Below are 12,004 nucleotides of genomic sequence, written 5' to 3' on the forward strand. Positions count from 1 at the left end.
GCCCGGGCGCCGCTCGGTCCCGGCCCGCGGCGGGCGCGGCTCGGGCCGCCGCCCGGCGGGCCGAGCGGGGTCAGGCCGGCCGGGTGGGCGCCAGGCCGGTGTCGGCGATGCGGTCGCGCAGCGGGCGGCGGCGCAGCGCGGCGAGCACCGCGTACAGCTCGTCGGCCAGGGGTACGGGCAGCTCGGCGTCCAGGCGCCGCATGGCGGTGGTGGTGGCCGCCCACTCGGCCTCGACGACCGGCAGCAGCGCGCGTGCCCGGTCGGTGAGGGTGACGATGCGCTGCCGGGCGTCCGCCCCCGGGGCGAGGACCACCAAGCCGGCGCGGGCCATCTGGGCCACGGTCTGGCTGGCCGCGGAGTGCGTGACGCCGACCCGGGCGGCCAGGTCGCGGATCGCGAGCGGACCGTCGGCGACGAGCACCCGCACCAGGGGTGAGTAGCGCGGCCGGTAGTCGGGCAGGTCGAGGTCGGCGTAGACGGCGGCGACATCGCCGTCGAGCACCTCCAGGACGTGGCGCAGCAGGGTGCCGAGGGCCTCGCGGTCGGAAGTGGCGGTCACGTCCGCTAATGTAACAGCGCTGTTGTATCCGGCCGTGGGAGGGGAACCCGATGTATCCACCGATCGAGCCGTACGCGCAGGGCCGGCTCGACGTCGGCGACGGCCAGCGGATCCACTGGGAGACCTGCGGCAACCCCGACGGCCGGCCCGCCCTCGTCGTGCACGGCGGCCCCGGCTCCGGCGCGGACGCCTCGTGGCGGCGGCTGTTCGACCCGGCCGCCTACCGGATCGTCCTGTTCGACCAGCGCGGCTGCGGCCGCAGCACCCCGCCCGCCAGTGACCCGGCCACCGACCTGTCGGTCAACACCACGGCGCACCTGCTGGCCGACATGGAACGGCTGCGCGCGCACCTGGGCGTCGACCGGTGGCTGCTCTGCGGCGCCTCGTGGGGCTCGTCGCTGTCCCTGGCGTACGCCCAGCGCCACCCGGAGCGGGTCACCGCGCTGGTGCTGTTCAGCGTGGTCGCCAACACCCGCCGGGAGATCGACTGGGTGACCCGGGACATGGGCCGGATCTTCCCCGAGGAGTGGGCCCGGTTCCGCGACGGCGTGCCGCCGGCCGAGCGCGACGGCGACCTGTCCGCCGCGTACGCCCGGCTGGTCAACGACCCGGACCCGCAGGTGCGCGACCAGGCCGCCCGGGACTGGTGCGCCTGGGAGGACGTGCACGTCTCCCTGGCCGGCGGGTTCCAGGCCAGCCCCCGCTACGCCGACCCGGTGTTCCGGGCCGGGTTCACCCGGCTGGTCACCCACTACTTCAGCAACCTGGGCTTCCTGCCGGACGGGCAGCTGCTGCGCGACGCCGGCAGGCTGGCCGGTATCCCCGGCGTGCTGGTGCAGGGTCGCCTGGACGTCAGCGGCCCGCCGGACATCGCCTGGCAGCTCACCCGGGAGTGGCCCGACGCCCGGCTGGAGATCGTCGAGTCCGGTGGCCACGGCAGCGGCCACGGGGTGGGCGAGCGGGTGGTGGCCGCCCTGGACGCCTTCGCCCGCGCCTGACCCGCACCGCCGTCTTCGGCGGCGCCGACCGGAGCGGGTCAGGCGGCGAGCAGGGCGCGGATCGGGGCGGCCTTCGCGGCGGCCTCGGCGACCTCGGCGGCCGGGTCGCTGCCCCAGGTGATGCCGCCCCCGGCCCACAGGTGCAGCCGGTCGGCGTCCGCGGCGGCGGTGCGGATGGTCAGCCCCAGGTCGACGCGGCCCGGCCCCACCCAGCCGAGGGCGCCCATGCCGGCGCCGCGGCCCACCGGCTCCCGGGCGGCGATCTCGTGCAGCGCGGCGAGCTTGGGGGCGCCGGTCACCGACCCGCCGGGGCAGACCGCGCGCAGCAGCGCGGCCAGGCCCAGCCCGTCGGCGGGCGCGGCGGACACGGTCGACTCGGCCTGCCACAGGTCGCACCACCGGCGTACGGCGAACAGCTCGTCGACCCGCACCGAGCCGGTGCGGGCCACCCGGGCCAGGTCGTTGCGCTCCAGGTCGACGATCATGACGTGCTCGGCGCGTTCCTTGGCCGAGGCGAGCAGCTCCCGGCGGCCGGCCGGGGTGGCCGGGCGGGTGCCCTTGATGGGCCGGGTGACCAGGCGGCCGTCCTCGATCGCGACGAGGGTCTCCGGTGAGGCGCAGCCGATGGCCCAGCCGAGCCCGGACAGGGTGCCGCCGTAGCGGGCGCCGGGCAGGCCGGCCAGCCGCGCGAGGGCGGGCAGCGGGTCGCCGGCGTATCCGGCGGCGGCGTGGCCGACCACGTTGACCTGGTAGACGTCGCCGCGCCCGATGGCCGCGCGGACCGCCGCCACCGCCTCGGCGTGCGCGGCCGGGGTCCAGCTGTCCCGCCACGGGCCCAGCCACCAGCCGCCGGCGGGTCCGGGGCGGGCCGGCGGGACCGGCGCGTCGGCGTGGCCGTAGACGACCGCCACGAGGTCCGGCAGCGCCGGCACCGGGGTGGGCGCGCCCACCGGGCCGCCGGCGGCGCGGGCCCCGGCGGCGGCGGACAGGAACAGGGCGGCGCCGCAGGTGCCGTGCGGGTCGTGGGCGGCCGGCCGGCCCAGGTCGGACAAATCCACGCCGTGCGCGGCTAGGAACTGCTCGGCGAGCGCCGCGGGGTCGCCGCCGTCGGCGAGCCACCATTCCAGCCGGGCGCGTTCGACGAGCCGGGCCCGGCACTGCGGCGGCGCCGCGGGCACGTCGATCCCCGTCTTTGGGAGCGCTTCCACACCGTCCGGTCGGTTCATGCTCATCCGTTCAGCCGATTTCGGGTGAACAAGCCGCATCCTTGCTCGATAGCGTGCACTTACGCTTGGTACTGTGCGTCACTGGTCATGTGAACCATGACACAGTGCCCCCACAGTCCGGAGAACCCGATGTGCCAGCACCTACCCACCTGCCCCTCCGCCGAGGCGACCGATCGCGAAGCCGCACGCGTCATCGCCTGCTTCCCTGAGCAGGGCTGGAGCCTGCTCTGCAACGGTGTCATCGTCTTCGAGGACACCGGTGAGCTGCTCCCCGACGGCAGCACCATCGCCCCGCACCGCGGCCCCGCCCGGCACGCCCTCGTCGCCTGAACGATCACGCTCCGTCATGGCGCGTACGCGTCGGCCCCACCGGCCGACGCGCCGGCCGGGGCGGCGGCACTGCACCGCCCCGGCGCGCTGCGCCTCAGCTTTCGAACGCCTCCGGCGCGGGGCACGAGCAGACCAGGTTCCGGTCGCCGTACGCGCCGTCGATCCGCCGCACCGGCGGCCAGTACTTCCCCGCCCGGTCCACCGCGCCCGGGTAGGCGCCCACCGACCGCGGGTACGGGTGCGGCCACTCGTCACCCGAGACCATCGCCGCGGTGTGCGGCGCGTTGGACAGGGGGTTGTCCCCCGCCGGCCACTCCCCCGAGCCGACCTTGTCGATCTCCGCGCGGATCGCGATCATCGCGTCGCAGAACCGGTCCAGCTCGGCCAGGTCCTCGCTCTCGGTCGGCTCCACCATCAGCGTCCCCGCCACCGGGAACGACATGGTCGGGGCGTGGAAGCCGTAGTCGATGAGCCGCTTCGCCACGTCGTCCACGGTCACCCCGGTGGCCTTGGTCAGCGGCCGCAGGTCCAGGATGCACTCGTGCGCCACGAGGCCCTTGTTGCCGGCGTACAGCACCGGGTAGTGCTGCCGCAGCCGCGTGGCCACGTAGTTCGCGGCGAGGACCGCCACGCCGGTGGCCCGGGCCAGGCCCTCGGCGCCCATCATCCGCAGGTACGCCCACGGGATCGGCAGGATGCCCGCCGACCCGTGGTTCGCCGCGGAGATCGCCGGCCGCCCGTCGACGTGCGCGGCGAGCGGGTCGCCGGGCAGGAACGGCGCCAGGTGCGCGCGCACCGCCACCGGGCCCACGCCGGGGCCGCCGCCGCCGTGCGGGATGCAGAACGTCTTGTGCAGGTTCAGGTGCGACACGTCCGCCCCGAACCGGCCCGGCTTGGCGAACCCGACGAGGGCGTTGAGGTTCGCGCCGTCGACGTACACCTGACCGCCGGCGTCGTGGACCTTCGCGCACAGCTGCGCGATGCCCGTCTCGTACACCCCGTGGGTCGACGGGTAGGTCACCATGATCGCGGCGAGGGCGTCCCGGTGCTTGTCGATCTTCGCGTCGAGGTCGACGAGGTCGACGTTGCCGTCGTCGTCGCAGCCGACCACCACGACCCGCATGCCGGCCATCACCGCCGACGCGGCGTTGGTGCCGTGCGCCGACGACGGGATGAGGCACACGTCGCGGTGCCCCTCGCCGCGCTGCCGGTGGTAGGCCCGGATGGCCAGCAGCCCGGCCAGCTCCCCCTGCGACCCGGCGTTGGGCTGCACGCTGACCGCGTCGTAGCCGGTGACCTCGGCCAGCCAGCCCTCCAGCTGGGCGATCAGCTCCCGGTAGCCGGCGGTCTGCTCCGCCGGGGCGAACGGGTGCAGGTGCGCGAACTCCGGCCAGGTGACCGGTTCCATCTCGGTCGTGGCGTTCAGCTTCATCGTGCACGACCCGAGCGGGATCATGCCCCGATCCAGGGCGTAGTCGAAGTCCGACAGCCGGCGCAGGTAGCGCAGCATCGCCGTCTCCGAGTGGTGGGTGCGGAACACCGGGTGGGTGAGGAAGTCGCTGGTGCGGGCCAGGCCGTCCGGCAGCGCCGTGTCCACGTCGCCGGCGACGCCGTCGACACCGAACGCCGCCCACACCGCCGCCAGGTGCGCCGCCGTGGTGGTCTCGTCGCAGGAGATCCCGACCCGGTCGGCGTCGACCAGCCGCAGGTTCACGTTGCGCTGCGCGGCGGCGGCCACCACCTCGGCGGCCCGCCCGGGCACGGTCGCGGTGACGGTGTCGAAGAACGCGACGTCCGCGACCTGCACGCCGCCGGCGCGCAGCCCGGCCGCGAGCCGCGCCGCCGCCCCGTGGGTACGCGCGGCGATGCCCCGCAGCCCGTCCGGGCCGTGGTAGACGGCGTACATGCCGGCCATCACCGCGAGGAGCACCTGGGCGGTGCAGATGTTGCTGGTGGCCTTCTCCCGGCGGATGTGCTGCTCGCGAGTCTGCAACGCCAGCCGGTACGCCGGGTTCCCGTCGGCGTCCTTGGACACCCCGACGAGGCGGCCGGGCAGCATCCGCTCCAGCCCGGACCGGACGGCCAGGTAGCCGGCGTGCGGCCCACCGAAGCCCATGGGTACGCCGAAGCGCTGGGTGGTGCCGGCGGCGATGTCGGCGCCGATCTCGCCGGGCGGACGCAGCAGGGTCAGCGCCAGCAGGTCCGCGGCGACCGTCACGAGCGCCCCGGCGGCGTGCGCGGCCGCCACCAGCGGGCTGTGGTCGCGGACCGCGCCGGAGGCACCCGGGTACTGCAGGTGCAGGCCGAAGAACTCACCAGGCAGCTCGTCGCGCTCCACGTCGAGGACCCGCACGTCGATGCCGAGCGGCTCGGCGCGGCTGGTGATCACCGCGATGGTCTGCGGCAGGGTGTCGGCGTCGACCACGTACACCGGGCTCTTGGTCCTCGACGCGCGGCGGGCGAGGGTCATGGCCTCGGCCGCGGCGGTGCCCTCGTCGAGCATGGAGGCGTTCGCGGTGGCCAGCCCGGTCAGGTCGGTGACCATGGTCTGGAAGTTCAGCAGCGCCTCGAGGCGGCCCTGGCTGATCTCCGGCTGGTACGGCGTGTACGCCGTGTACCAGGCGGGGTTCTCCAGCACGTTGCGGCGGATCACCGCCGGGGTGTGCGTGCCGTGGTAGCCCAGCCCGATCATCGACACGGCGACGGTGTTGCGGGCGGCCAGGGCGCGCAGCTCGGCGATGGCCTCCCGCTCACTGGCCGGGGCGGGCAGGTCCAGGGCACCGTGCCAGCGGATCACCTCGGGGATCGCGGCGTCCATCAGCTCGTCGATGGAGCTGTGCCCGACGGTCTCCAGCATCCGGCGCTCGTCGTCCGGGCCGGGGCCGATGTGCCGGTCGGCGAACTGCTCTGCGGTCATGCGCTGCGCTCCTTGCGGGGGCGAGGTCGACGGGTCGGCCTCCCCCTGAGTCGCGCTGACGCGCTCCACAGCGCCTGCCCACGTGGTCCTTTTGCCTGAGAGGTTCCGGGGAGAATCTGCCCCTTCGGCGCCGTCCGGGTGGTTCCCGGGCGGTCTCTCCCACGTGGGTGGTACCGGCATGGTCAACGCTACCAGCGACCATGTTTCCGGCTCATGTCGTACCCCGCCGGCGGGCCGGTCACACGGCGGCGGGCACCGCCCCGGCGGCGACCCGGTCGGCCAGGGTGGTCAGCGTGGCGCCCAGCGGCGCGTCGAGGATGACGGTGGCGTGCCCGTCGCCGCGGGTGGGGCCCTGGTTGACGATGGCCACCGGAATGCCGAGCTTCGCCGCGCGCAGCACGAACCGGCGCCCCGACATGACGGTCAGGGAGGAGCCGAGCACCAGCAGCGCCCGGGCCCGCTCGACCAGGGCGAAACAGTCGGCGACCCGGGGCGCGGGCACCGTCTCCCCGAAGAACACCACGTCGGGTTTGAGCATGCCGGCGCCGCAGATGCCGCAGTCGACGGTGCGGAACCGGGCCACCGCCTCGTCGGGCAGGTCCACGTCGCCGTCGGGGTTGACGTGCGCGACGTGCGCGTCGAAACCCGGGTTGGCCTCGGTGAGCCGCCGGTCCAGCTCGTCGCGGGAGGTCAGGTTCCCGCAGTCCAGGCAGGTCACCCCGTCGAGGCGGCCGTGCAGCTCGATGACGCCGGTGGCGCCGGCTTCGGTGTGCAGGCCGTCGACGTTCTGGGTGATGATCCCGCCCAGCAGGCCGGCGCGTTGCAGCCGGGCCACCGCCCGGTGCCCGTCGTTGGGGGCGGCCCGGGCGATCAGCCGCCACCCCAGGTGGCTGCGCGCCCAGTAGCGCCGCCGCGCGTCGGCGTCCCGGGTGAACGCCTGGAAGGTCATCGGGGTGTGCCGGCGGGCCGCGCCGGAGGGCCCCCGGTAGTCCGGGATGCCCGACTCGGTGGACAGGCCGGCGCCGCTGAGCACCACCACGTCCCCGGCGCCCACCAGCCGGGTCAACGCGTCGAACGTCTCGGTCACGGCGTCCATGCTGCCTCGCCCGCCCCGCCGCCGGCCAGCCCGGGCCCGCCGCTCACCCGGTGCGGGGCCGGCGGCGGGGCTAGGTTGAGGGCATGCGCGTCGTCATCGCCGGAGGCCACGGGAAGATCGCGAAACTGCTGGAGCGGGAACTCGCCGGCCGCGGCGACACCGCCGTCGGGTTGATCCGCAACCCGGACCACGCGGCCGCGCTGCGCGCCGCCGGCGCCGAACCGGTCGTCTGCGACCTGGAACACACCGACGTCGACACCGTCGCCGGGCAGCTGGCCGGCGCCGACGCGGTGGTCTTCGCCGCCGGCGCGGGCCCCGGCAGCGGCGCGGCCCGCAAGGACACCGTCGACCGGGCCGCCGCCGTGCTGCTCGCCGACGCCGCGCAACGCGCCGGGGTCCGCCGCTACCTGCTGGTCTCCTCGATGGGCGTGGACCGGCCCCCGCGGGCGGGCACCGACGAGGTGTGGGCGGCGTACCTGCGGGCGAAGAAGGCCGCCGAGGACGACCTCACCGGACGGGACCTCGACGTGACCGTGCTGCGCCCCGGCCGGCTCACCGACGACGAGCCGGTCGGCCGGATCACCCTGGCCCCGCACGTCGACCCCGGCGCCGTCACCCGCGCCGACGTGGCCCGGGTGCTGCTCGCCCTGCTGTCCGCCCCGGACACCGCCGGGCTCACCCTGGAACTGGTCGGCGGGGAGACCCCGATCGGCGAGGCCGTCCGCGCGGTCACCTGACCCGCGCCGGTCCCGGCCGGCCCGCGCAGGTGTGGGCCGGCCGGGGGGAGCTCACCGCTGCTGGTGACGGGGGGCCACGGCCACCTCCCGCACCCGGCCGCCGTCCACCCGGGCGCCGCCGACGGCACCCGCGGCCTCCACGGCGATACGGTCCATCGTCCGCGCCAACTGCTCACTGCCGTCGTCGAGGTGCCGGGCCGCCGCCTGCATGTGCGAGATCATCATCTCGCCGAAGATCCGCAGCGCCTCGCGGGTCGCCACCGAGTCGTCGAAGTTCACCCCGGCGGTGCTGCGGTACTCCGTCACCGCCCGCTCCGCCTCCTGCTTCGCCTCCTCCGCCGCGGCCCGCATGTAGCTCTCGTACTGCATCCGCGCGTACTCGGCGACCCGGCGGGCGTAGTCGTGGGCCTGCGCGATGATCTGCTCGGCCTCCCGCTGCGCCGCCGACAGCAGGTTCACCTCCTTCGCCGCCGGCACCGCCGCCGCGTTGTCGGCGCTCGGGATCACCCCGTGCCGGTGCAGCTCCAGGTGGTCGTTGAGCCGCTCGTTCTCCGCCCGCAGGTTCGCCAGCTGCGTGGCCAGCAGATCCAGCTCGTCGGCCACCTGCAGCCGGAACCGGTCGACGTCGGCGTGGTCGTAGCCGCGGCGGGTGAACGCCGCCGACCCGAACTCCCACCGGCGCACCCGGTCCGCCGTGAGGCGCACCTGCACCCCGCCGCCGGTCACCTGGCCCGCCTCGTACCTGCTGATCGGGGTCGCGCTCATGGAGCCACCTCCGTCGTCGTCCGGAACGCCGGCCCGTACCAGTGCTTGCCGAAACCCTCGTGATGCAGCTGGCCCGGCTGGTAACCGGCGTTGGTCAGCGTCGCCACCGAATGGCTCACCATCTCGTCGGAGCCGCACACGTACACGTGCCGGGACCGCCAGTCCCCGTCGGTCAGGACCTGATCGGCCACCTGCACGAACTCACCCGGCCGCCGCGGGTCCGAACCCGCCACGTAGGTCACCCGCAGCCACGGGTACGAGGCGGCGAACTTGTCGATCGCCTCGCTGTCGTAGAACTCCAACCGGGACCGGGCCCCCACGTACAGGTCCACGCGGCGGCCCGTACCCTCCGCCGCGACCTGCTCCAGCAGGGACTTCACCGGCGCCCAGCCGGTGCCACCGGCCAGCAGCAGCAGATCCGACGACCCGGCCTGCCACAACGTCAACTGCTCACCCACCGGCGCCGCCAGGTGCAACTGGTCGCCCACCGCGCACCCGTACACCAGCCGCGACGACACCGCGCCACCCGGCGCGGCCCGCACGTGCAGCTCCAACGTCCCGTCCGGGCGCGGCGCGTTCGCCGGCGAGTAGTACCGCCACGACCGCACCGCCGGATGCGACACCCCGATCGACTGGCCCGGGGTGAACGGCAGCAGATACTGCGGGCGCACCGTCAGCACCGCCACGTCGAACGTGCGCCGCTCGTGGCCGAGGATCTCCGCCACGTACCACGGCGGCGACTTCGCTTCCGCCGCCTGCGCCGCGTCCACCATCACCTGCGCGACCAACCCGTACGCGGCCGCCCAGTCGGCCGCCAGCTCGTCGGTCCACGCCTCGCCGGAGAAGTGCCGCAGCGTCGCCAGCAGCGCCTCACCGACCGCCGGGTAGTGCTCGGCGCGCACCGCGAACTTGCGGTGATCCGCACCGAGATCCTGGAGGAACCCCACCAGCCGGTCCACCTGGTCCACGTGGGACACGATGTGCCCCAACGCGTTCACCAGACGGTCCCGCTGCCCGGCCATGTTCGTGGGGAACATCTGCCGGGTCTCCGGGTGCGCCAGGAACAGCGTCGAGTAGAAGTAGAGCGGCACCTGGTCACCGTGCGCGGCGACCAGGCTCCAGCTCTGCTTGAGCCGTGCCGCGTCCACGCTCAGGCGTTCCCCGTCGACACGACCTGGTCCTGCACCTGACCCAGCACGACCCGCACGTCGGCGATCACCTCGGCCGGCACACCCAGCTCCGCCAGCGTCGCGGTCAGGTGCTCACCGACCTTCGCGTAGTGCGCCACCGGGATGTTCAGCGGCTGGTGCGCCTCAGCCAGCCCCCGACCCGCGTACTCGTTCGGGCCGCCCAGCACCACGGCGAGCATCAACGCCAGGTGCCGCCGCTGCTCCGGCATGTTCACGTCGGTGAAGTAGCCGGCCAGCTCCGGGTCGGCCAGCACCTTCTCGTAGAACAGCTCCACCGCGGCCTTCACGGCGGCGGCGCCGCCGATGCGCTCGTAGTGGGAGATCGGGGTCGTCTCTTCGGTCACCGTCATGGTGAGTCCTTCCGGGAGGGGGGCAACGCGACCAGCGCCGCGGAGGGGCAACCGGCAGCCCACGCGCGTCGCTTCCGGCTCCACCGAACGGCCACGCGCAAGCGGCCGTGTCGGACCATAGCGTGCCCGCCGAAACGGTTCAGCCCTGCCCTATCGGATTCCCGACATCCGTCGATCACGGACAGTCAACCGTCCCCGGGCAGCGCTCGCCGCCCGCGAGCACACCGACACGCTGCGTCGATCCCAGATCGAGGCACGGTCCCTTTCGGACAGCACCCCCGGACCCTCCACACGATCACCGTTTGCGCACGTCGCCGCCACCGCACCCGACCGGCCACCCCGGCCGGACCGGCACCCCGCACCCCACCGACCCGACGACACGCGCTGTGACCCAAAAAACAGGACCGCGCCGTACCCGTTCTGGGCGTGGCGCGGCCCCGCAGAGCAGACGACCGGCTCAGCCGGCCCGACGACGCGCACGCCGCGCCGCCAACTCGTCACCCACCGACTCGGACTCCGCCTCCGCCGGCGCGGCGGCCGGCTCCGGCTGCCCACCCACCGGCTCCGCCGGCAGATGCGACAACGAACCCTGGATCTCCTTGAACGCGCCACCGATCGCGATGCCGAACACCCCCTGGCCGCCCTGCAACAGGTCGACGACCTCCTCCGGCGACCGGCACTCGTACACCGTCGTCCCGTCCGAGATCAACGTGATGCCCGCCAGATCCTCCACACCACGCGACCGCAACGCGTCGATGGCCTTCCGGATGTTCTGCAACGACACCCCGGCGTCCAACAACCGCTTCACGACCTTCAACACCACCAGGTCGCGGAAGGAGTACAACCGGGACGTCCCCGAACCCGAGGCGTCCCGCACGCTCGGCACCACCAGACCCGTGCGCGCCCAGTAGTCCAACTGCCGGTAGCTGATCCCCACCGCGTGACACGCGGTCACACCCCGGTAGCCCACCTCACCGTCGACGACCGGGTCGGGCTGCTGCTCCGTAGTCGGACCAGGATCTCGCGGCTCATGCATCCGGACTACCTCCCCGCCCGTGCGGTGCCACGCCGTCTCCCCGTGCGCGCACCCCTCGACACCGCAACCCTAGCGCCGGCACCCGGAGTTCACCGGCAGGAGACACCGCGACACGCCGCACCCCCGGCCCGAAGATCACCGACGGCGGCCAGCCGTCACCCACCGTGACAACCGCCGCCGCGCGACACCGGCCCACCGGCCGGCCACCTCAACCCGCGAAGTCCTCCGGACGCACCTGCTCCAGGAACTCCCGGAACTTCTCGACCTCGTCCTCCTGCTCGTCCGGAATCACGATCCCCGCCTCGGAGAGCACCTGCTCGGCACAACGAATCGGAGCCCCGACCCGCAACGCCAACGCGATGGAATCGCTCGGCCGCGCCGACACCCGAACGCCGTCACCGATCAACAGATCGGCGTAGAAGACGTTCTCCTTCAACTCGGTGATCTCCACCGCGTGCAACGGCGCCTTCAACGCCGCCAGCACGTCCCGCAGCAGATCATGCGTCAACGGCCGCGCCGGCTTGACCCCCTGCTGCTCGTAGGCGATCGCCGTCGCCTCGACCGCGCCGATCCAGATCGGCAGATAGCGGTCCCCCTCGACCTCCCGCAGCAGGACGATCGGCTGGTTGCTGGGCAGCTCCACCCGAACTCCGACCACGCTCAGCTCGCGCACCGCCGCCTCCGTGTCGTTGTCACCTACGCCCGCACCGCGCCCTTCCCTGCACGGTACACGGACCGCGACACGGGAGTCCCATCCGCTACGTGCACCACGCCTCGCCGCAACGGGTTACCCCGGCAAG

General features: G+C 74.1%; 12 protein-coding genes and 1 riboswitch. Of the genes, 3 read left to right on the forward strand and 9 right to left on the reverse strand.

The window, feature by feature from the left end; genetic code table 11:
- Positions 1-70: 70 nt before the first annotated feature.
- On the reverse strand, positions 71-559 hold the full coding sequence (locus GA0070214_RS01085; RefSeq protein ID WP_091258039.1) for a MarR family winged helix-turn-helix transcriptional regulator: 489 nt from the start codon (positions 557-559) through the stop codon (positions 71-73).
- Positions 560-609: 50 nt separating this feature from the next.
- Here GA0070214_RS01085 and pip point away from each other — a divergent pair, with 50 nt between their 5' ends.
- Complete coding sequence (pip, locus tag GA0070214_RS01090; RefSeq protein WP_091258040.1) at positions 610-1,557, forward strand: prolyl aminopeptidase; 948 nt, start codon at positions 610-612, stop codon at positions 1,555-1,557.
- A 38-nt stretch (positions 1,558-1,595) separates the two neighbouring features.
- On the opposite strand, the gene GA0070214_RS01095 is transcribed toward pip, so the two are convergent.
- Positions 1,596-2,789, reverse strand: coding sequence for a chorismate-binding protein (locus GA0070214_RS01095; protein ID WP_091258042.1), 1,194 nt, complete (start codon positions 2,787-2,789; stop codon positions 1,596-1,598).
- A 123-nt stretch (positions 2,790-2,912) separates the two neighbouring features.
- Here GA0070214_RS01095 and GA0070214_RS01100 point away from each other — a divergent pair, with 123 nt between their 5' ends.
- Positions 2,913-3,113, forward strand: a complete 201-nt coding sequence (locus GA0070214_RS01100) for a DUF5999 family protein (protein WP_091258044.1) — start codon at positions 2,913-2,915, stop codon at positions 3,111-3,113.
- Positions 3,114-3,207: 94 nt separating this feature from the next.
- On the opposite strand, the gene gcvP is transcribed toward GA0070214_RS01100, so the two are convergent.
- Both gcvP and GA0070214_RS01110 read right to left on the reverse strand, forming a co-directional pair.
- Entirely contained in the window at positions 3,208-6,030 is a 2,823-nt protein-coding gene (gene gcvP, locus GA0070214_RS01105) for an aminomethyl-transferring glycine dehydrogenase (RefSeq protein WP_091258046.1), read from the reverse strand.
- 73 nt (positions 6,031-6,103) lie between these two features.
- Positions 6,104-6,202: riboswitch (glycine riboswitch) on the reverse strand.
- A gap of 66 nt (positions 6,203-6,268) precedes the next feature.
- Positions 6,269-7,126 (reverse strand): NAD-dependent protein deacetylase, encoded by an 858-nt coding sequence (locus tag GA0070214_RS01110; RefSeq protein WP_091258047.1) that lies wholly within the window; start codon positions 7,124-7,126, stop codon positions 6,269-6,271.
- A gap of 83 nt (positions 7,127-7,209) precedes the next feature.
- On the opposite strand from GA0070214_RS01110, the gene GA0070214_RS01115 reads away from it, so the two are divergent.
- Positions 7,210-7,863, forward strand: a complete 654-nt coding sequence (locus GA0070214_RS01115; RefSeq protein WP_091258048.1) for an NAD(P)H-binding protein — start codon at positions 7,210-7,212, stop codon at positions 7,861-7,863.
- 51 nt (positions 7,864-7,914) lie between these two features.
- Here the strand turns inward: GA0070214_RS01115 and GA0070214_RS01120 are convergent, their stop codons facing one another.
- The 5 genes from GA0070214_RS01120 to GA0070214_RS01140 form a co-directional block, all read right to left on the reverse strand.
- Positions 7,915-8,628: a DivIVA domain-containing protein gene (locus GA0070214_RS01120; protein WP_091258051.1), complete on the reverse strand. Its 714-nt coding sequence runs from the start codon at positions 8,626-8,628 to the stop codon at positions 7,915-7,917.
- Positions 8,625-9,776: a globin domain-containing protein gene (locus GA0070214_RS01125; protein ID WP_091258053.1), complete on the reverse strand. Its 1,152-nt coding sequence runs from the start codon at positions 9,774-9,776 to the stop codon at positions 8,625-8,627. The genes GA0070214_RS01120 and GA0070214_RS01125 overlap by 4 nt, the downstream gene beginning before the upstream one ends.
- Before the next feature lie 2 nt (positions 9,777-9,778).
- Positions 9,779-10,168 (reverse strand): group I truncated hemoglobin, encoded by a 390-nt coding sequence (locus GA0070214_RS01130; protein WP_091258055.1) that lies wholly within the window; start codon positions 10,166-10,168, stop codon positions 9,779-9,781.
- A gap of 457 nt (positions 10,169-10,625) precedes the next feature.
- Positions 10,626-11,204, reverse strand: a complete 579-nt coding sequence (locus GA0070214_RS01135; RefSeq protein WP_091258058.1) for a MerR family transcriptional regulator — start codon at positions 11,202-11,204, stop codon at positions 10,626-10,628.
- Between the two features lie 208 nt (positions 11,205-11,412).
- Positions 11,413-11,877: a bifunctional nuclease family protein gene (locus GA0070214_RS01140; protein ID WP_091258060.1), complete on the reverse strand. Its 465-nt coding sequence runs from the start codon at positions 11,875-11,877 to the stop codon at positions 11,413-11,415.
- Positions 11,878-12,004 lie beyond the last annotated feature (127 nt).

The sequence above is a fragment of the Micromonospora chaiyaphumensis genome (genome assembly GCF_900091435.1).
Classification (GTDB): Bacteria; Actinomycetota; Actinomycetes; order Mycobacteriales; family Micromonosporaceae; genus Micromonospora; species Micromonospora chaiyaphumensis.

Coding starts and splice junctions, on each gene's coding strand:
- GA0070214_RS01130 (WP_091258055.1), bottom strand. CDS start 10,168: ATGACGGTGACCGAAGAGACGACCCCGATCTCCCACTACGAGCGCATC.
- GA0070214_RS01100 (WP_091258044.1), top strand. CDS start 2,913: ATGTGCCAGCACCTACCCACCTGCCCCTCCGCCGAGGCGACCGATCGC.
- GA0070214_RS01120 (WP_091258051.1), bottom strand. CDS start 8,628: ATGAGCGCGACCCCGATCAGCAGGTACGAGGCGGGCCAGGTGACCGGC.
- GA0070214_RS01095 (WP_091258042.1), bottom strand. CDS start 2,789: ATGAGCATGAACCGACCGGACGGTGTGGAAGCGCTCCCAAAGACGGGG.
- gcvP (WP_091258046.1), bottom strand. CDS start 6,030: ATGACCGCAGAGCAGTTCGCCGACCGGCACATCGGCCCCGGCCCGGAC.
- GA0070214_RS01115 (WP_091258048.1), top strand. CDS start 7,210: ATGCGCGTCGTCATCGCCGGAGGCCACGGGAAGATCGCGAAACTGCTG.
- pip (WP_091258040.1), top strand. CDS start 610: ATGTATCCACCGATCGAGCCGTACGCGCAGGGCCGGCTCGACGTCGGC.
- GA0070214_RS01110 (WP_091258047.1), bottom strand. CDS start 7,126: ATGGACGCCGTGACCGAGACGTTCGACGCGTTGACCCGGCTGGTGGGC.
- GA0070214_RS01135 (WP_091258058.1), bottom strand. CDS start 11,204: ATGCATGAGCCGCGAGATCCTGGTCCGACTACGGAGCAGCAGCCCGAC.